14 protein-coding genes and 1 tRNA gene are annotated in these 19,533 nt (G+C 46.7%); 3 read left to right on the top strand and 12 right to left on the bottom strand.

Annotated features, from left to right (window positions below):
* The first annotated feature begins 165 nt into the window (after positions 1-165).
* From QUB10_RS12510 to QUB10_RS12500, 3 genes are all read left to right on the top strand, one after another.
* Positions 166-825, top strand: coding sequence for a hypothetical protein (locus tag QUB10_RS12510; RefSeq protein WP_333202504.1), 660 nt, complete (start codon positions 166-168; stop codon positions 823-825).
* Between the two features lie 139 nt (positions 826-964).
* Positions 965-1,285, top strand: coding sequence for a hypothetical protein (locus tag QUB10_RS12505; protein WP_333202502.1), 321 nt, complete (start codon positions 965-967; stop codon positions 1,283-1,285).
* A gap of 32 nt (positions 1,286-1,317) precedes the next feature.
* Positions 1,318-1,587, top strand: a complete 270-nt coding sequence (locus QUB10_RS12500; RefSeq protein ID WP_333202500.1) for a flagellar alpha dynein — start codon at positions 1,318-1,320, stop codon at positions 1,585-1,587.
* A gap of 82 nt (positions 1,588-1,669) precedes the next feature.
* Here the strand turns inward: QUB10_RS12500 and QUB10_RS12495 are convergent.
* The 12 genes from QUB10_RS12495 to QUB10_RS12440 form a co-directional block, all read right to left on the bottom strand.
* A tRNA-Leu gene (locus QUB10_RS12495) sits at positions 1,670-1,751 on the bottom strand.
* A gap of 223 nt (positions 1,752-1,974) precedes the next feature.
* The gene (locus QUB10_RS12490; protein WP_333202498.1) at positions 1,975-2,685 is read right to left on the bottom strand and encodes a peptidoglycan-binding protein; all 711 of its coding nucleotides are present in this window, start codon (positions 2,683-2,685) and stop codon (positions 1,975-1,977) included.
* A gap of 756 nt (positions 2,686-3,441) precedes the next feature.
* Complete coding sequence (locus QUB10_RS12485) at positions 3,442-5,862, bottom strand: sucrose synthase (RefSeq protein ID WP_333202496.1); 2,421 nt, start codon at positions 5,860-5,862, stop codon at positions 3,442-3,444.
* A 129-nt stretch (positions 5,863-5,991) separates the two neighbouring features.
* A complete protein-coding gene (locus QUB10_RS12480; RefSeq protein ID WP_333202494.1) occupies positions 5,992-7,515 on the bottom strand; it encodes a carboxypeptidase M32 in 1,524 nt (507 codons plus the stop codon).
* Between the two features lie 79 nt (positions 7,516-7,594).
* A complete protein-coding gene (locus tag QUB10_RS12475) occupies positions 7,595-8,797 on the bottom strand; it encodes a tetratricopeptide repeat protein (protein ID WP_333202492.1) in 1,203 nt (400 codons plus the stop codon).
* 322 nt (positions 8,798-9,119) lie between these two features.
* Complete coding sequence (locus tag QUB10_RS12470; protein ID WP_333202490.1) at positions 9,120-9,800, bottom strand: Uma2 family endonuclease; 681 nt, start codon at positions 9,798-9,800, stop codon at positions 9,120-9,122.
* Between the two features lie 219 nt (positions 9,801-10,019).
* Positions 10,020-11,894, bottom strand: coding sequence for a tetratricopeptide repeat protein (locus QUB10_RS12465; protein ID WP_333202489.1), 1,875 nt, complete (start codon positions 11,892-11,894; stop codon positions 10,020-10,022).
* Positions 11,891-13,228 carry an ATP-binding protein gene (locus QUB10_RS12460; protein ID WP_333202487.1) on the bottom strand — a complete coding sequence of 446 codons (1,338 nt, stop codon included), beginning with the start codon at positions 13,226-13,228 and terminating at the stop codon, positions 11,891-11,893. The genes QUB10_RS12465 and QUB10_RS12460 overlap by 4 nt, the downstream gene beginning before the upstream one ends.
* 147 nt (positions 13,229-13,375) lie before the next feature.
* The gene (locus QUB10_RS12455) at positions 13,376-13,894 is read right to left on the bottom strand and encodes a Ycf51 family protein (protein ID WP_333202485.1); all 519 of its coding nucleotides are present in this window, start codon (positions 13,892-13,894) and stop codon (positions 13,376-13,378) included.
* A gap of 84 nt (positions 13,895-13,978) precedes the next feature.
* Complete coding sequence (locus QUB10_RS12450; RefSeq protein ID WP_333202483.1) at positions 13,979-15,037, bottom strand: adenylate/guanylate cyclase domain-containing protein; 1,059 nt, start codon at positions 15,035-15,037, stop codon at positions 13,979-13,981.
* Entirely contained in the window at positions 15,034-15,408 is a 375-nt protein-coding gene (locus tag QUB10_RS12445) for a response regulator (RefSeq protein ID WP_015177895.1), read from the bottom strand. Before QUB10_RS12445 ends, QUB10_RS12450 begins: the two co-directional genes overlap by 4 nt.
* The gene (locus QUB10_RS12440; protein ID WP_333202481.1) at positions 15,401-19,129 is read right to left on the bottom strand and encodes a response regulator; all 3,729 of its coding nucleotides are present in this window, start codon (positions 19,127-19,129) and stop codon (positions 15,401-15,403) included. The genes QUB10_RS12445 and QUB10_RS12440 overlap by 8 nt, the downstream gene beginning before the upstream one ends.
* Between the last annotated feature and the right edge of the window lie 404 nt (positions 19,130-19,533).

The raw sequence follows: 19,533 nt of genomic DNA, 5'->3' as shown, positions 1-19,533 counted from the left end.
AAACCTCTTTAAATATACTTAATATTCTTATTATATCATATTAGTTATTTATGTAATTAATTTTGTTTAACTACTTATATCGACGCTGGCATTTTGGAGATTGAATCCGATCGGAAGGATAATCCGAAACTGATTTGGAACGAATTACCAGGGCGTGATACCCCTGTGAAAGCTATAAACCAGTTGTACGCTCGGTTTTGCGAGATTTTTCCTAAGCTAGAAAAGTATCGTCACACAGAGCAAAGTCTAGAGGGTGAACGAACAAAAGGGGAGGCTTACTACCTTGGCATTGTCAGGACTGATGTCGATAAGAGTCGAAATTCATCCTCACCATCCTCACCGCTTGATTCTGCGGGGTTTTCATCCTCACTACCATCCTCACCCAAAAAAAGCGGTGAGGATGGCAGTGAGGCAAGAATCCTTGCACAGAGGACGGGTGAGGACGGTGAGGACGTTTTCTCATCTTTTAGTCAGGTTTGTAATTTACTCTCTCAACTTACCGACAGCGAGCGCGAGAAACTGGTAAAAATACTCACTCAATCTCCGCAAGCTCAGCCCCCATTAAAACCAGAGTCAGAGCCGGCATTGGCATCAGTGCCTGAAGTTATCAACTCAGAGGACGCAGAAAAAATGCGAGACATTGCACTAACCTGGTGGCCAGAGTACCGTTCTGAACATTTACAAGCCCTGCTTACTCAAATGTTCGGATGGAATACTCCGGGACGGAAATACAGCACTGCTACTATCGCTGACTGGTTGGAGGGAGAAGACGAGTTAGTCCGCGATCGAATTACTGAACTCATCCATCTCCAAGGAAAAATTTAGCCACTGCCTGACAACTGACGGCTCAATCCCATCCCCCTTAATTGGGGGATTTTCATGTCTACAAGTTTTGTAGACAAAATGTTGACAGTGTGGACAGATATCAGTTATTGTAGACAAATACTGTATACAGGTGTCTACAATGAGTCAAAGTCAAGTCGTATCATTCAGGGCTTCCGGTCACTTCCTGAACTGGATAGAAGCTCAGAAGCTAGACGGTGAGTCGGTCAGTCAAGCTGCACAACGTATTCTCAAGGAAGTCTCAGGCACGTCTACAGCGCTGTCTACTTTGTCTACACCTATAGTGTCTACATCGTCTACAGATTTGTCTACACGAAGCGATGATAGCGTCGTGTCTACAGAAATTGTAGACACTGTAGACAAGGTTGTAGCCGATCGCCTTGACCCGGTGATGGAACGGATGGCCGCCATTGAGGAACGGCTGGGAAAATTGAGTGCCTGAGTGACGGCAACGATGAATCACTCAGGCAGGAATTGAAAGCGGCCAAGAAGCAGCTTGCAGAATGGGATAAGGAACTGAATGAGTTACACGAGCGCAACGGCGATTTGGGACTGAAGGTGCAGATGTTGGAGCAAGAGCTCAAGGAAGCGCGGCGCGATCGGGAGGAAATTAAAAATTTGGCTCCGACCGTCGCAGAATTTCCAGAACCGGCCGACTTGCTCAACCAATTAAAAGCCAGACGCAAAAAATCCGGGGCGAACTTGGCAGATATGGAGGTGGTTTTGGAAATCCTCAGTACCTAAATTAGCGAAGGATGAGCGGAAAGCGTAAGTTTTAATGGAGTAAACAACCTGAAACTATTGATGTACAAGGCGTTAAGAGTAGTGCGGATAAAAGGACTTGAACCTTCACTCCTCTCGGAACCAGAACCTAAATCTGGCGCGTCTGCCAATTCCGCCATATCCGCATTTTGACATTTAAATACTATAGCACACAACAGAGTGATCGGTCAACCGATTTTAGATTTTAGATTTTAGATTTTAGATTGAAGAAAGCGACCCACTGATAAATCCGCAGGCTGATGACCACATTGCTCGATCGCCCAACATCGAGAAACCCGGTCATTTTGGGACACCGGGTTCAATCATGAGTTATCGCCACAGCAATTTTCCGTATTTTTCAATTGTCACTTACTTTTGGCCCAGCGCCTTCCAGGTTGTGTCGTCCACCATGCCGCTAGCGGTCAAACCCTTATTCTCCTGAAAGCTCTTGACAGCCGTAGCAGTGCGAGCGCCAAAAATGCCGTCGATCGGGCCCGGATCGTAACCCTGTATTTCCAAACGCACCTGTAGCGTCTTCACCTTGGAACCGACAGCGCCTTTATTCAGAAGAGTTGGAGGATTGCCGGGAACAGCAGCATTGCTCAGAATTGGAGCATTGCTCTGCACAGTTTCAGGAGCCGACGCTGGATCTGCTGCTAAAGCTGTCCAAGTTTCTTTATCCACAATGCCATCTGCCCTCAAACCCTTAGACTGCTGAAAAGCACGAACCGCCGATGTAGTGCGAGAGCCATAGGTACCGTCGATCGTCCCCACCTTGAAACTGTGCACCTGCAAGCGCTGCTGTATGGCTGCAACTTCTGGCCCGTCAGCACCCGCCGAGATAGTTTTTTCCTTTTTCACTGGCGCCTGGTCGCCCGCGTAAAAAGGCTTGTTAAACATATCTGCTTGGGACTTTCCCTCGGGCGATGCTGACGCACCCGGATCGGCGGGAGCCGTAAAGTCTCGGCGGTACTCTTCCTGCACCAAGGGTTCGGCGTCAAAAGCAGCAGTTGCCTTTCGGGTTAAGCCGGGAGCGAGCAGAGAAATCAAGCTGAAAATCGTAACAGTAGTCACACGCATAAATTTCATCCTGTTGGTAAGGTTTGACAAGGTTTCCCTGTTTTCTAGTTTCTAAATCTAATTGTATTACCCGGACAGCTTTCTGAGACATATAGCATAAGCAAGAAGGAAGAAAGACTTTCGACTTCGCGATCGGGTAACAAGAAGTCCGAGGGAAGGGGTAATAGACCGCATTGGTTTAGGCCATTAAGAAACTTCTAAGCGTCTGGCGCGGTTGCTATATCCGCCCCGGTCTCTAGAATTTCGGCAATCGGGACACCAGCACTCAGAAGTTGCGAGTTGGAAGTTACCTGTTAGAAGTAGGGGCCGGTTCGCACTATTCCTAATAAACCCGGTTGATTCCGAGATGTTTCGTTACCAAAGCCCATATTTTCGTATAACCGCGTTTCTTAGCCTCAGTCCTCTTGTACAAAACCTGCCGTCATTCACAAATCTTTACAGGCGTCTTTTGTACAAAGTTGATCCATCAGAGGCGAAGTTTTTTCCTTCAATCCCCCCGTAATATCAATTTCGGTTGTATCTGAGATGTTGCACCATTCTCAATTACTTGTTTAGGAACAGGCAAGATGCCTGTTCCACAAGAGATGAATTTTCTTGTGGAACAGGCATCTTGCCTGTTAAGCGAGAATGGTGCAACATCTCAGTTGTATCGGAATTATTAAACCCCCTCTTGACCCAGAGGATACAGAGAAAGGGAAGAGAGAAATGAATAATTCCGATACCAACGGATTTGATAGAAAAAGCCAAACTCGCGGCTTATCGATTTGCGTGTTCTGCCAATAAAGCCTTGGCTCTTGGCTTGTAAATCAGATAAAACAGCGATTCTATGTAACGGAGCATATCTTCGCGGTTTTCCTTGGACGAGTAGTTCCAGAAACCGTAAGTCCGAGCCAGCGTCAGCAGCTTGGTAGTGTGAATTTTCCAGGTATACGTGCTGTAAACTCGGTCAATTCCTCGCGTTGAAATTTCATACCAATAGTTGGGATTGTGTTCGCATTTCGCTAAAAAATCGATAATTTTTTGGGCGGTATCCTCGTGGTTTGTCGGGTTGATATAAAACCCATTTACGCCATCTTGAATAATTTCCAGCGGGCCGCCAAACTGCGTCCCGAAAGTGGGAATACCCGTAATCATTGCTTCGAGAATTGTCAAGCCGAAAGCTTCAAATAATGCTGGCTGAACAAATATACCTTGGGCGTCGGCGATTACCCGGTAGATTTCGCCCGACAGGCTTTTGGAAAGCCTCACTCCCAGCCAGCGAATTTTACCGTGAAGGTTGTATTGGTCGATAATGGCGTAGAGCTTTTTAATTTCTTCTGCTTCTTCGTAGTCGTCGGTTTCTTCGACCCGCAACTTGCCAGCTACTAGAATTAAGTTGCATTTTTCTTGTAATTCCTGGCTTTTTCCGAACAATTCTGCTAAGCCTGTCAGGTTTTTAATGCGATCGAGCCGCGCCATCGAAAATAAAGGGCGCTTTTGCGGATCGTCGAGTTTGCCAAAGACTTGTTCCGGGTCTTCTAGAGTAAATAGTAGTTCGTTGAGTCGATCGCGATCGCCTTGCACCCGGTCTTCTATCCGCGTGTAGGGAAAGTAGACACTTTCGTTGACTCCCGGCGGTACTACGTTGAATTTAGGGCTGAACAGTTCAATCCCGTTCACAACGTGGTACAAATCCGGCATGGTAAAACAATGGTAAGATTCGTACTGACCGACACTATCGGGTTGGCCCACAATCTCTTGATAGGTGCTGCTGACAATACAATTAGCTGCATTCATGGCAATTATATCAGCAGTAAATTGCATCGAAAAATGGTATTTTTCCTCTAATTCTTGCCAGTAGAGATTGCTGAACAAATATTTAGATTTTTCCAGCGCATGGGCAATATTGCACTGAGTAGTTTTGAGTTTGCGAGACAGCAAAAACGCTACCAAGTTGCCGTCGGAATAGTTGCCGACAATTAAATCTGGTTTTCCCTGAAACTCAGCCAGCAGTTCTTTTTCTGAATCGATCGCGTAAGTTTCCAAGTAAGGCCAAATCTCGAATCTCGAAATCCAATTTTGAGTCATTTTAGGATTGAAATCCCGGAAGGGAACCCGCAAAATCCAAGCATTTTCTGTGGCGTGAACTTTTTCCAAACGTTCGTTGCAGCGCGTACCGTCGCTGTTAGGAATTAACCGGGTGAGAATAATTACTTTAGGTTTGACGCCTAAACTATCGAGACCGGCAAGATGGATGTCTTCTTGCAGTTGTTTCTCTAAACTTTTGGCTTGATCGAGGACATAAACTACCTGACCTCCCGTATCCGGTCGCCCCAAAACTCCTTCTTGGCCGAACCAGCCGTGAGGAGAAACTAGGACGATTTTGAAAATCATCGGGATGCGAGAAATAAATGCTTCTAGGGTTTGCGGATCGGGGGAATCAATTAATTCGTCAAGAATTCCTAGGGTTTCTTGCACGCGGGCGGCGGTATTTCCCCAACCTGCCTCGAAACCCATCAATTGCAGCACCAGTCGAAATCTCTCGTAGGGTTCTTCTTCAGAAAGATCGCTGACAAATGTGAGGGCTTTTTTGACTTGTTCGGAAAGTTGTTCTTGGGATTTTATGCGATCGTTAATTAGTAATTGTAGGCCGTTGTAGCGGTGAAGACCCAAGAAATTAAATAGATTTTCCTGCCACTGTCTGGGGTCTTGAAACAGTTTGCTGGACAGGTATCGGTTGAGGAATTGCACTCCTTTGCCGATGTTTTTGGGGTCGCGAATTGTGGGGGAATAATCGTAAAAAGGGCCGAAATCTAGTTCGAGAATGTCGCCTTCTTGGGGGTGAAAGTGGTTGACGTAGCGATCGCGCACGTCGAGCGATTCTTGCACTGTCATCTGCTCAACAGTCAAGTCGTCTGCAACTCGCACTATTTCCATACTAGCAATTTTTGGTCGCAGCAGGACGCAAAGGCTGCCATCTTCGAGAATAATTTCCTGAACGTAGTAAATCAGTTTGCTTAAAAGAGAAGATTGATGGAACTGTTCGGGCTTTTCGTATTTGGTGCAGTAAGCGGCAAAAGCGTTAACTATGTCGTTTCGCAGTAAATATTTGTTTCCCAAAGCGCGTAAATCGCTGACAAACTGACGCAAGTCGGTTTTTTCGTCGCTGGCGATAACAGCCTGAAAGAGTTCAGACATACATACTCCCTTATTTAAGACTTTTGATTTCCGCTGTGAAATTAGGCGATACTCAAACAGTATCGCCCTTTTTTTTAAGCGGCTACTTTTTTTGTAATTTTAAAGTCTGCAAAGTGAAGTTGCTATCCCTCAAATGACATAAAACTCCCCGTATTTGTGGCGAATGTAACGGATAAAGGGATCGATAGTTAAAGGTGAACCTGTAACCCGATCGATCAATTCGACAGCGGTGTATTTACGGCCGTGCTGGTAGATGTTTTGTTTTAGCCAGTTGTGGAGTACGCTAAAATTGCCTTGTTCTATTTCTACGGGAATTTCAGGATTGATTTTTACTGCTGTTTCGTAGAATTGGGCGCTCATCAAGTTGCCGAGGGTGTAACCTTGGAACATTCCGCCGATCGTACCAACATACCAGTGAACATCTTGCATCGCGCCTTCGCTGTCGCTGGGGGGGACAACGCCGAGGTCGGTTTTATAGCGTTCGTTCCAGGCTTCGGGGAGGTCTCGCACTGCTAGTTTTCCCTCTACCATTGCCAATTCTAGGTCAAAGCGGATGGCGACGTGGAGGTTGTAGGTTACTTCGTCGGCATCGGTGCGGATGAGCGATCGCGAGACTTTGTTAATTGCCCGGTAAAATGCGTCAGTGGATACGTGTCCCAACTGTCGCAAAAATACGCCTTGGAGTTGCGGGTAGAAACATTCCCAAAAACCGCGGCTGCGCCCGACCATATTTTCCCAAAGTCGCGATTGACTTTCGTGGACGCCGGAGGAAATGCCACCTGCCAGAAGGGTACCTTCAAATTCCGGGGAATTTCCGAGTTCATAGAGGGCGTGTCCGGCTTCGTGGATGCTGCTGAACAAAGCTTGATCCAAGTGGTCTTCATAGACGCGGGTGGTAATTCGCACGTCGTCTATGGAGAAGTTGGTCATGAACGGGTGCAGGGTGGTGTCTTGCCGTCCCCGTTGGAAGTCGAACCCCATGCGTTCTACAACTTTGCGAGTGAATTCTAGTTGTTGCAATTCGGGGAAGTCTTGGTGCAAGCAGGAGTCGTCGGCGGGAGGTTGGGAGGTGATGGCTTCGACTATCGGCACTAATTCTTGACGCAGTTGGGCGAAAAGCGGGCGCAGCAGGGATACTTTCATGCCGTAGTCGCTACGATCGATCAAAGGATCGGCGATGTGTTCGTAGCCGGGGAAAAAGTCGGCGTATTGCCTGCTTAATTCTAGGGTTTTTTCGAGATACGGCTCGACGGCTGCGAAGTTGTTGGCTGCCCTGGCCGCGGCCCAAGCTTCGTAGCAGTCGGCTTGGTGGCGGCAGAGTGCGGACATGAAGGTTGCCGGGAGTCGGGCGGCGCGATCGTAGTCTCTGCGGGCTATGCGGATCAGGCTGGCTGCGGTGGAGTCGTAGGGGAGGGTTTGTTCGTAGAAACGCAAGTCTTCTAGGAGTTCACCTATTTTTGGATCTGTAAATTTTTCGTGGGATATTTGTTTGAGAGTAGCCAACTGGCGGCCTCTGGCACTTCCACCTTTGGGGGGCATATAAGTTGATTGATCCCAATGCAGCAGCGACGAGGCTGATTCGATGTCGTTAACTTCTCTGAGGTGGGCTGCCAGTTGAGCGAATTTTGCTTGAGTTTTATCTAGGGTTTGCATGATTGGGGTTTATGGTGCTGTTTTACCTACAAAGGTTGCAGTGCGGCATCCGTCTCCATCAATCATAGCTACCCTGAAATCAAGCTAAAAACCGCACTTCTTCCCGTATTGTACGCAATTTAGAGTCATTTTTGCACAATTCCCGGTATTTATGCGGATTGAGTTCGATCGCCTTGGATAAGTTTTCGATCGCCAGCCGGATGCTGGTGGCAACAAGTTCCTGGCTGTTTGTGAGCTCGCCTGCTTGTTTTTCCAGGGCGTAAATGCAAGCTTTTTGATAGTAGAGATTGGGATCGTCGGGTTTGAGTGCGATGATTTTATCGTAGGAGGCGATCGCTTCGGTAAAGCGTTGAATTTTTTTGAGGGCGACGGCGCGGTTGTACCAGGCTTCGGTGTTGTCTGGCTGCAACTCTAGGGTTTTATCCCAAGAGGCTATTGCTTCTTCAAAGCGTTGTAAGTTGGCGAAGGCTAAGCCGCGGTTGTAAAAGGTTTCGCTGTCGTTTGGCTTGAGTGCGAGGGCTTTGTCCCAGGATGCGATCGCTGATTCAAATTGTCCCATTTGTGCGATCGCCGTGCCGCGTTTGTTCCAGGCTTCGGCGGAATTCGGCCGCAGTTGCAGGGTTTTGTCGTAGGAGGCGACGGCTTCCGGGTAGAGTTTTTCATCGGCTAGGGCTAAGCCGCGGTTGTACCAGGCTTGAGGCAAGTTTGGTTTAAGTTCGATCGCTTTATCGTAAGAAGTTATCGCGGCTGTATTTTGGTCTGATTTTCTCAGGGCAAATGCTTTGTTGTACCAAGCTTCGCAGTAGTCTGGTTTGATGGCTATAGCTTTCTCGTAGGAGGCTATCGCTTCTGATAATTTTTCTAAGCTGACGAGGGTGTTGCCGCGGTTCGTCCAAGCTTCGGGGTAGCTGGGGTTGAGTGCGATCGCCTTTTCGTAGGATGCGATCGCTTCTGAGAGTCTGTTGAGCTTCCGCAAAACGTTGGCACGATTATACCACGCTTCGGGATTGTTTGGTTTGATTTGTATGGATTTGTTGTAGGCTGCGATCGCTTCTTCTAGCTGCCCCAATTTTTTGAGGGCTACGCCTTGGTTGTACCACGCTTCATAAAATTTTGGTTCAAGTTCGATCGCTTCTTCCCAAGATTCGATCGCAGCTTGGAATCGTCCCATTGCTTCTAGGGCGTTGCCGCGATCGTACAATGTTTGAGCCTTTTGGGTGTTGACTGCTATGGATTTTTCCCCTGAGTCGATCGGCTTTTCTATGCTGGCTAATTTTTGCAAGGGGTTTCACCTCATTATTTTTTGTCTAATTGATTCTTTTCTTTTTTATATGCGATCTTTTTCGCTCTTGAGTGCTTTCGATCGCGACTATTTGGTTATTTATGGCAATTTTACAGGAATTTGGGGACTTTTTCAATTTTTTTCAATATAATCCTACATCGGGGATTTGTAGGTATAGATTAATACTATTTTTTTTATATTACTGCGTAGAAAAGAGGAAAGGGCGATCGGGCTGACAGGATTACGTTAAAAGCACAAATAAGCGCGATCGCCACCAACCATATTTTTCAAACAAACCGGGCTTCTGAGCATTTATTCGCGGTTAAATGCTATCGGGATCGATGTTCAATTCGCGCAGTTTAGCTGCTAAACGTTCTGCCCTTTGGTCTGCTTGTTCGGCTCTTTGATCTGCTTGTTGTAGGCGCTGACGATCTAATAACCTCTCTTCTTCTAATTCCGCATAGGAAAGAAACTTTTCTCCATTAGGTCGATAAATTTCTAACCCATCTTCTCCCAACTCAAATCGCACACCTAATCTCGGACTAATCCATCCCTCCATCGGCTCAATAACTTCTAAATTTCCCTCAATTCTTTGCCAACCTTCCAGTTCATTTATTTGTGGATCGTAAAGGTAATACTCCTCAACCCCATGACGCTGGTAAAATGAAAGTTTTTTATTCATTTTAGTGTTGCTGTCGTTATGGGAGCGAATCTCAAAAACGACTTGAGGGCCAATATTATCCTCTCGATATTGTATGTAGGAAAGGCGATCGCCCTTTGGCCTCCCAAATATCACCATCGTATCAGGTGCTTGAGAAATTTCCGGTTTCCCTTCAACGGGATACCACAGTAAATCGGCGGCGACAAAAACGTTTGGGTCATCTTTAAACAGCGATTCGCAACCTTCTTTGATTTTGACAATTAATTCATATTGAATTGTGCTTTCTGCCATTGGTTGACCGTCGCTGGAAGGATAAATAATTTCTGCGGTTGTGACTTGCATAGTAGTTGTCTCCGAGAAGTATCTTAAGTTTAATTATACTATTTATTCAGATGACCCGGCGGTTGAAACCGCGTCTACACAAACCAAGTCCGCGCAACGCGAGACTAAGAAATAGTGTGTATTTGTGATGCTGTAGGGGCGGGTTCGCCAACAATTTCTGCCAATAACTAACAACCTCATAAACCCGCCCCCACCCAACGATAAGTCCCTATCCTTGAATTAAGGCTTGAAACCGAGTATGCGATCGAATGCTGTCAATATCCAAGTAATTTTTGCGAGCAATGGGTATTTTTCAGGCTTCAATTTGACAGCTTGCAGAAAGTTTTGAATAGATAAGTTAACTTTACCTTCCAGGGCATAGCAGTAACCTTTCTTATAAAATGCGTCGGAATAATCTGGTTTGAATTCTAAGGCTTTGTCCAAGGAGGCTATCGCTTCTTTCAACCTGCCTAAATTACCCAGTGCAATGCCCCGATTGTTCCAGGCGTCGGAGTAATCTGGTTTGAATTCTAAGGCTTTGTCGTAAGAGGCGAGCGCTTCTTCCAACCTGCCTAAATCATCTAGTGCACTGGCCCGATTGTTCCAGGCTTCGTGTTTATCTGGTTTGAATTCTAAGGCTTTGTCGTAGGAGGCGAGCGCTTCTTCCAACCTGCCTAAATTACGCAGTACCAGGCCCCGATTGTCCCAGGCTTCGTGTTTATCTGGTTTGAATTCTAAGGCTTTGTCGTAGGAGGCTATCGCTTCTTCCAACCTGCCTAATTTATACAGTGCATTGCCCCGATTGTTCCAGGCTTCGTGTTTATCTGGTTTGAATTCTAAGGCTTTGTCGTAGGAGGCTATCGTTTCTTCCAAGAAGCCTAAATTACGCTGTACAACGCCCCGATTGTACCAGGCTTCGTGGTAATCTGTTTTGAATTCTAAGGCTTTGTCGTAGGAGGCGATCGCTTCTTCTAACCTGCCTAAATTATACAGTGCATTGCCCCTATTGTACAAGGCTTCGTGGTCATCTGGTTTGAATTCTAAGGCTTTGTCGAAGGAGGCACTCGCTTCTTCCAACCTGCCTAAATTACGCAGTACAAGGCCCCGATTGTACCAGGTATCGTGTTTATCTGGTTTGAATTCTAAGGCTTTGTCGTAGGATGTGAGCGCTTCTTCCAACCTGCCTAATTTATACAGTGCATTGCCCCGATTGTACCAGGCGTGAAAAAAATCTGGTTTGAATTCTAAGGCTTTGTCGTAGGAGGCGATAGCTTCTTCCAACCTGCCTAATTTATACAGTGCATAGCCCCGATTGTAGCAGGCATCGTGTTTACCTGGTTTGAATTCTAAGGCTTTGTCATAAGAGGCGAGGGCCTTTGCATATTGTTCCTCTGATAAATACAATAAAGCTTGTTCCAAAAACAATTCAGCTTTTTGTTCTGATGTTTGCCGCTCTTCATCAATTAAAGTTTGAAGTTTCACCAATTCCCGTTTTCTTTCTTCGGGACTTAGGGACAAATAATCTTCTTTTTTTCCTCTTTCTGAACAAGCTAGTATTGATTCCAGTTGCAGCAGTTCTTTATCCATTGACAACTTAAATAAACTCGATCGCCAATCAAAGAAATCCGGCGCCCGCTGAATAAAATAATCAATAGCAAACTTAGGCAACAGAAAAACAAAACAGATTTTAAAATTATCTCGAAATCGTTCTCGCTGCTGGTTTAAATTAATTAAAACAGGCGGCACTCCCCGCCAACTGTAAGAGTAAATATCCTTACTTTCCCAGCCGAGATCCTTTTTCTCTTGTTCGTATTCATAAAGTGAATATTCTAAACCTTGGACGAATAGGACATTGATGCGATCGCGATTTGGCAACTCTTCAATTAGATTGTAAAAATCATAAACCGATTCCTTCAGCCGCAAAACCTCAATCTTTTGCTGCGAAATATCTGTTTTAACTCTAGCAATCCAGCGTTCTCCCTCCGCCGGGGAACACTCCACAAATAACAAGCTAAAGCCTTTTGTCCGCTTGATAGCGCGTATCAGATCTCGATATTCTTCCTCCGGTTCTGCGGGCGGTAAATCTTCGTCCCAATCAATTGATTCTGGTTTCATGGCTGAAGTAGTGCGACTGCTTCCTTAAATTCCGGAATGCCTTTAATTAGCGGGTGAACATCATACCAAGACTGCATTTCTTCTTCTTCATCCAAGTATCTGTATTCCAAAATACAGCGACTAAATAGCAAATTGCGGTGCTGTTCGTCATTCAGTATCCGACGAGAAAGAGATACTTTTGCTAAAATAGACCATTCATTTTGTCCGGCAGTTTTGCGGTAAACATCCCGCAGGTTCGTAATTGCCCTTTTCGCTGCTTTCGCAGTAATGGGCAAATTATCCGTCTTCTTGATAGCTTCTTGCATCATCAACATCAAATTCCTGACATGACCTCCACTCATCAAACACAGCCCTTCTAGAGTTTCTGCGGTGTCAAAAAAATCGGTTTCTAAAGATAAATGCGGATCAACTTGTTTTACTCGCTTCTCAATCAACTCTTTCATTTTAGCAAGTCCCGGCGGGTGAACTTCACCGCTGGGTCTGCGTACCATAATCATCGGTAGCACTTGGGGAGGATTGCTATAATTATTGCTTAAATCGGCAGCGCGGTTAGAATGCACCATCGAAATCGGTACGGTGTAAACTACGTGACATTTTAAAGCTTTGAGTTGTTCGCTGCGGTCTAAGAAAATTTCATCGAGATTGCTACGTCCCCCTGGGTCTTTGGAAAACGGCACAATCCGATCTAAATTATCGGCTATCACAACCACTTGTGAATATTTGCTGGGCAATTTATTTTTAGCATTCAGAATAAACTCATTCAACGCATCAATCAGGGTTAATGTGTAGGGATTAACTTTTTCTCGAATTTTTTGGCGCAAACTCGGTTCGTTTCTCACATTCGCCGTCAGCTTGGCAAACTGAGAAATTTGCATCTCTAAGCTCAATGTTTCAAAAGATACTTCTGACAGGGCTAAATCTTTTAAATCGTTCCAGCGGCTTTCCATCCAATCGCGCAAAGGTTTTGGGTCAGCATCTTTAATTGCTTCTAAAAAGTGCCTGGTGCAAGCGAGCAAAATATCTGTATATTCTGTATCTTCGGGATTGATATCTTGTTCGTCAGCAGCAAAATAAACGACGAAATAACCTTGTTTTTTTAGATGATCCTCTAGGCGCAGCAATTCGGTTGACTTTCCCGCCCCCCGATGTCCGGCGTATAACTGATAAGTCATCTGTTTGGAACGCTGAATGTTGCGGCCCAAGTCTAGAGTAATATTGTCATCTCCTCGCACTTCTTGACAGTCAACATATTGCGGGTCGCCTGCTGGTAATGGATAAAATGGGTTAAAGGCATCGGTGAGGTCTGTTAGTAGTTGTTCTGTATTTTGAGTCATAAATTTTTTTTAGTATTTTTGGTTTTTTATAGGCTCAACCGCAGATTTAAGGCAGATTAACACGGATAAACCCAGATAATTATAATAAGAGCGATCGAATCTATGCAAAAGGCTGGGTGCAGATGGCGCACCCAACAATCACTACTTTTAAGCTTGATATTTTTTCAGAATAGCAACTTTTTCGGGGAAGATTTCGATCGCCATTTTGTCATCATAACGAGTCGCGATCGATCGCCTCACCTCGCCCAAAAACAGCGGCTGCGACAGCCCAGGTTCAGGATGTACCACTGTACGAACCCGGATGGTCATGTAGTCTCTGCCCCGCCCAGAGCGCCCTGGAGAATACAAATCCGCAGCCGCTTGCCGCATCGTTGCTTCTAATTCTGATTCGGTGATCGTAGGTGGCACAGTAACTACTGTTTGAGCGCCGCCAGTATCGTAAACTAAAGAATAGCGCACCGCACCGGGAATTTCTGTGCGGGAAAACAGTCCCAAACCCAGACCAAATATACTCGCAGCAATTACTCCCATAAAGCTTGTCACTCCTACCAATCGGAAGCGAAAACCCCATTTGAAGATAAATGCTATAACTGTTAAAATAGCCAAAGCTACTGTCAGAATTCCCGCCCATTGGGCGTACATTAAGAGATTAGAATTTACGCTCATTTGATGATTTGTTGACTGTTGACTGTTGACTGTTGACTGTGGATATTAGTTACCGATACCCGATGCCCAATGCCCAATGATTAATTAAGCGTTTCGGGCCACAAGCAGATAAGTCATCATATCGCCTTTCCCCTTCACTGGAATCACGCCGCGCTCCTCAAAAACGTACTTACCCCGCAAGCGCTCGTAGGTAGCAACTGTCACCTGAATGCTGCCGGGGACGCCTTGAGATTCCATCCGGGAAGCTGTATTTACCGTATCTCCCCACAAATCGTAAGTAAATTTTTTAGTACCGATTACCCCAGCTTCCACCGGGCCTGTGTGGATGCCGATGCGAATGCTGAGCGGCTGACCTCCCTTGGTACGCATCTTAGTCATTGCTGCTTGAATTTCCAGCGCCATTTCCGCGATCGACTCGGCGTGATCCTCGCTGGGCGTCGGCAAACCGCCAACCACCATATAAGCATCGCCGATCGTCTTAATTTTCTCAAGTCCGTAGCGCTCGGCCAACTCGTCAAAAGCCGAAAAAATTTCGTTGAGCAACTCCACCAATTGGGCCGGCGATAAATGAGCCGAAAGCTTAGTAAAACCGACCAAATCGGCAAACATCACTGTTACCTCAGCGAAACTGTCTGCGATCGTAATTTCCCCGTGTTTCAGGCGCTGTGCGATCGCCTTCGGTAAAATATTTAACAGCAAACGCTCGGACTTTTCCTTTTCCTGAGCCAACTCATGTAAATAGGCCTGTTCCTTATCTCGCAGCCGCTTCTTTTCCAGACAAGCGCTAATCCGAGCCTTGAGCAATACCGGATTGAACGGTTTAGAAAGATAATCCTCCGCCCCCAACTCTATACACCGAACGATACTGTCGATATCGTCCACCGCCGAAATCATAATCACCGGGATGTAGCGCAAATTCTCGTCCGCCTTCAGACTTTCGAGTACCTGATAGCCGTTCATTTGCGGCATCATAATGTCTAGCAGAACCAAATCAAAAGGAACGCTTCGCAACATTTCCAGAGCTTGCAGACCATCTTCAGCAACAGTCACCACATGGCCTTGACGCTGAAGTCGGCGGGCCAGCAAATCGCGGTTTACCTCATTGTCGTCAACAACCAGCACGCTGCCCTCGTCACCTTTCATGTCAGGGCCTCTTTCAGAAGAGTTTCAATTTTACCCAAAAGTCGGGGAAACTCGACCGGTTTAGTGTCATAGTCATTGCAGCCTGCAGCAAGACACTTTTCACGATCGCCCGCCATTGCGTGAGCCGTCAGCGCAATCACCGGAATCCTGCTAGTTTCAGGAGCCGCCTTAATTTGCTGCGTTGCTTGCCACCCGTCTAGAACCGGCAGACTCATATCCATCAGAATCAAATCTGGTACTTTCGCGAGCGCCATCGACACCCCCTCAGCACCGTCAACAGCAATAAAGACCTCGTGTCCCTTGCGGGCCAGACGCCTGGAAAGCATATCCCTGTTCATTTCGTTATCTTCGACCAACAGGATTTTAGCCATTGGTGTTCTCCTTGCCTTTCGAGTCGTACCTGCGATCGAACCTGTCATTTACTATAGAGCGAACATCGTGCAACAAAGTATCGCAACTGTAGACTCCCTTTTGTAGTACCCGCTCGACGTAGCCGTTTAGCTGCTGGCTTTCTGCAGGTGTCAAGTTTTTCCCCGTGATCACAACAATCGGTATAGGATCTCCCGAATGGGATTTACGAATTTCCCCGATCAACTCAAAACCATCCATTTCTGGCAACATCAAATCCAGTAATATCAGGTGCGGGCGAGCAACTTTTAGCCGATCGAGAGCAGCGCGTCCGCTATCAGCTTCCGTTACTGCCCAGCCTTGTGTTTCTAGTACGCATCGCAGTATTTCGCGCGTGGCAACGTCGTCTTCCACAATTAGAATCTGACAGGTCAAATTGTTACTTGCAACGCCGTCTTGGTCGCGTCGGTACTTGTTCAACAAGGCAGCCAGCCGTTTGCCGTCCACTGGTTTGGTGAGGTAGTCCGAGGCACCCAATGCAAAGCCGAGGCTTTTGTTGCCCACAAAGGATAGCAGGATTACGGGAATTTCGGCAAGGTCAGGATCTGCCTTCAGCGCTGAAAGTACCGCCCAGCCGTCCATTCCGGGCATGATCACATCCAGGGTAATGGCGTCTGGCCGTAGTTGCTTAGCGAGCCGGAGAGCTTGCTCGCCACCGCCGGCGACTTCTACGTGCAGTCCTTGGCGACTGAGGGTGCGCTGGATTAAATCCCGCGAGATCGGGTCGTCGTCCACTACCAGCACCGTGCCGACCGCGGGGGCGTCCAGAGGGCTAGTGCTGTCGTGGACTTTGTTGGGGATTTCCGGCTGTTTGATGGCGCTGGGCAAGATCACGGTGAAAGTGGTGCCGGAGCCCAAGGTGCTGCTGACCTCAATGCTGCCACCCATCATCTGACAGAAGCGCTGGCTGATTGCTAGTCCCAAACCGGTGCCACCGTACTCGCGGGTAGTCGAGGCATCAGCTTGGGTGAAAGGTTGGAAAACTCGCTCCAATTGCTCTTGTGTCATGCCGATGCCGGTGTCGGCGACGCGGAAACTTAAAAATTCGGAGTTGGAAATTAAAATTTGGGAAGATTCCTCTTGATTTTTCATTTTTAATTGTTCATTTTTAATTCTTTCCACTCCGATCACAATTCTCCCGTTTTGTGTGAATTTGGCAGCGTTGCTGAGCAAGTTAAGCAGCACTTGCCGCACTTTGGTCATGTCCGCGTGCATGGTGTCGAGGTTGTCTGGACAGTACACTTCTAGGGTATTACCGTTTTTCTCTACCAGCGGCCTTGCCGTGGCAACAGCACTTTCAATTAAGCTATGGATGTCGAAGGTTTCTAAGTAGAGATCCATTCGGCCTGCTTCAATTTTAGAAATATCTAGGATGTCGTCAATCATGGACAGCAGGTGTTTGCCGGCGCTGCAGATTTTTTCGAGGTCGGGGACGAAAGCTTCATCGCCCAATTCTTCGGCTTCTTCTTGGAGCATTTCGCTGTAGCCGATGATGGCATTGAGGGGTGTGCGAAGTTCGTGGCTCATGTTGGCGAGAAATGTGCTTTTTGCCCGGTTGGCTGATTCTGCTGCTTCTAGGGCCAACTGCATGGCGGATTCTGCCTGTTTGCGATCGGTGATGTCTTGGACTGTGCCTTCGTAGTACAAAACCCTGCCGTTTTCGTCGCAGATGCTGCGGGCGTTTTCAGAAATCCATATCGTGCTACCGTCTCGGCGGTATATTTGGGATTCAAATTTTGCCACTTGGCGGCGCGCGCCCAATAGGGCTATAAACTCGGCGCGCCGATTGGGGTTAACGTAAAATTGACGGTTGATATCGGTGAGTTCGGCGAGCATTTGGGTACTGGATTCGTAGCCGTAAATTCGAGCTAGTGCGCTATTGCCGCTGAGGTAGTACCCGGTCGGCGTTGTCTGGAATATGCCTTCGACTGCGTTTTCAAAGATGCTGCGGTATTTTGTTTCGGATTGTCTCAAGGCTGCTTCTGCTCGCTTGCGCTCTAGGACATTGGCGAGCATTTCTCCTACCATTTTTAGCTGTGTGGATATTTCGGTTGCTCGACCTGCTGTTTGCTTTAAGCCCTCGAATCCGAGAAATCCTACTAGGTTTTTACTACAACCAATTAGGGGAATAATTATCAGCGATTGGATATTTTTTAGCGGTTTTTGTGATTCTAAATTATTTAGGGAAGCGCCCATTGCAGGTATTGAGGCGATTGCTGTTTGATTGACTGTTTGGGATGGGGAGTCTGTCTGGAATTGGGCTGGATTTTGACCGATAAAATAGGCAATTTCGGCGATTGCTGAGGGCGGGAGTTCGCCAATTTCTGGAATAGAGAGGCATTCGGCGCGATCGAGCTTTTCTGCAATCCAAGGGATTTGTGCGATGTCTATTGGTTTGTCGGTGCTGTTTTTGACTGCCGGAATGCTTTCGCCGCACCACTCGTAGGTTTTGTCGGCGCGGGTTTTGTCGAATGATAACAGGTAGATGTAACTGCGGTCAAACCCGCTCAATGTGGCGATCGCTTCCAGGGTTTGATCGATGCCTTTGTCTATTTCTGATAAGGGCTGGCTGATGAAATGGGTTGACAAACGGGCAATCAACTGAGCGACTTCTATTCGATACTGCAAAGATTGTTCTACTTTTTTGAGTTCGGTAAAGTCTCGAAAGCTCCAGACTCTACCGATTGTTTTCGCTCCAACTTTTGAGGGCAACGAATTTAATTCAATAATTCTTCCGTCTTTAAATTCTAATAATTCGCTGATTTGAGTATCTGAATCTGCAGACACTTTGAGCACGTTTTGGAGAAATCCTTGCGGGTCTTTTAATTGTTCCCTGTCGAAGGGGAATCCTGTTTCGATCGTTTTTTTGACTGTGCCGAAGGTCGATCGGCTCAAGTTTCCTTGGCTGGCGGACAAACCCCACATCTCTAGAAATTTCTGATTATAATTACATATATTGCTGTTTCTGTCAACCGCCAGAATTCCTGCATCTGTAGATTTTAGAACTGCTTGCAGTATCGAGAGCGATTGCTTGTGTTCTCTAATGTCAATGTCAAAAATGTCAAAAAACACCAAGACTGATATTTCTCTGCCCTCTACTGCAGGATGAAAAAAATAGGAAACTGGTAAAATCTTGCCGTCGCGACACAAAAACTCGTCGTCCCAATTGTTGCAAGGTTGACCGGAAGCGATCGCCTGTTGTAAATCTAGTGTAGGTGCGATCGGCCTATCTTCACTCTTGCTGGGCGACTGTTTCGGAGCCGTCAAAACTTGGGATTTGTTGCCTTTGTTTTGCTTCCCGATGCGCTCTAGCAGGGAAACGCCTGCAAGTTCCGACTCTCGCCACCCCAGCAAGCGTTCGGCCTCTGGATTCACCGAGATTACACAGCCCTTTGCGTCAAGGATACACAATCCCGCTCCCCAACTGTTGACACTCGCCCGCAGTCGATCGAATTCTGAAGCTGTTGGAGAGTCTTGAGGGGACTGGGGCGAGTCAGTTAAATCCTTGAGAGCCACCGTCTCCGAGTTCAAGCCATCCTGCTGCTGAAGTTCTTGCTGACTCAGAGCTCCGTCATAGCTACAACTTACCTGCTCTAATAAAAGCTGCCACTGCTCAGCAGTGGGAGGGGGAGACTCGCCGACTAAACCGAGCTGTTCGAGTTGGCGCTGGAGGTGGGGGTGCATATTTTCTGGCGCTTTGTAGGCAACTTTCTACAGTATATCTTTTTAATTAATAGTATATATATGTAGGTATACGGTTAGGGGAAAAGTACGCGATCGAAGTCTATAACAGGTTTTCTTGAGAAGCCGAGGGATCATCTCTGCTCTCCAAAATCTTTCAAACTGCGCTAGTTATATTAATTATCAGAACTTTTAAGGGTTGTCAACCAACTAATCCTCTGAATGTCGGCAGCACGCTCAAAAATAATAATAATATCATCTTATCAAGTCAATACTCAGGAAAGTTGTGGTAACGACACTACAAGGTTTACAGGACAAGGATCATAAAAACATAAAAAAGTCGAATTCAATGCAAGACCGGGGTGGATCTGACATTGATTTAATTATCCACAGTCGATCAAAGTCAA

Source organism: Microcoleus sp. B5-D4 (assembly GCF_036705145.1).
GTDB lineage: Bacteria > Cyanobacteriota > Cyanobacteriia > Cyanobacteriales > Microcoleaceae > Microcoleus.
The sequence above is the reverse complement of the archived record's forward strand: the minus strand, read 5'-3'. Positions and strand labels throughout refer to the sequence as shown.

Excerpts from the sequence above, each read along its gene's own strand:
- QUB10_RS12505 (WP_333202502.1), top strand. The coding sequence starts at position 965 with ATGAGTCAAAGTCAAGTCGTATCATTCAGGGCTTCCGGTCACTTCCTG.
- QUB10_RS12490 (WP_333202498.1), bottom strand. The coding sequence starts at position 2,685 with ATGCGTGTGACTACTGTTACGATTTTCAGCTTGATTTCTCTGCTCGCT.
- QUB10_RS12485 (WP_333202496.1), bottom strand. The coding sequence starts at position 5,862 with ATGTCTGAACTCTTTCAGGCTGTTATCGCCAGCGACGAAAAAACCGAC.
- QUB10_RS12480 (WP_333202494.1), bottom strand. The coding sequence starts at position 7,515 with ATGCAAACCCTAGATAAAACTCAAGCAAAATTCGCTCAACTGGCAGCC.
- QUB10_RS12470 (WP_333202490.1), bottom strand. The coding sequence starts at position 9,800 with ATGCAAGTCACAACCGCAGAAATTATTTATCCTTCCAGCGACGGTCAA.
- QUB10_RS12465 (WP_333202489.1), bottom strand. The coding sequence starts at position 11,894 with ATGAAACCAGAATCAATTGATTGGGACGAAGATTTACCGCCCGCAGAA.
- QUB10_RS12460 (WP_333202487.1), bottom strand. The coding sequence starts at position 13,228 with ATGACTCAAAATACAGAACAACTACTAACAGACCTCACCGATGCCTTT.
- QUB10_RS12455 (WP_333202485.1), bottom strand. The coding sequence starts at position 13,894 with ATGAGCGTAAATTCTAATCTCTTAATGTACGCCCAATGGGCGGGAATT.
- QUB10_RS12450 (WP_333202483.1), bottom strand. The coding sequence starts at position 15,037 with ATGAAAGGTGACGAGGGCAGCGTGCTGGTTGTTGACGACAATGAGGTA.
- QUB10_RS12445 (WP_015177895.1), bottom strand. The coding sequence starts at position 15,408 with ATGGCTAAAATCCTGTTGGTCGAAGATAACGAAATGAACAGGGATATG.
- QUB10_RS12440 (WP_333202481.1), bottom strand. The coding sequence starts at position 19,129 with ATGCACCCCCACCTCCAGCGCCAACTCGAACAGCTCGGTTTAGTCGGC.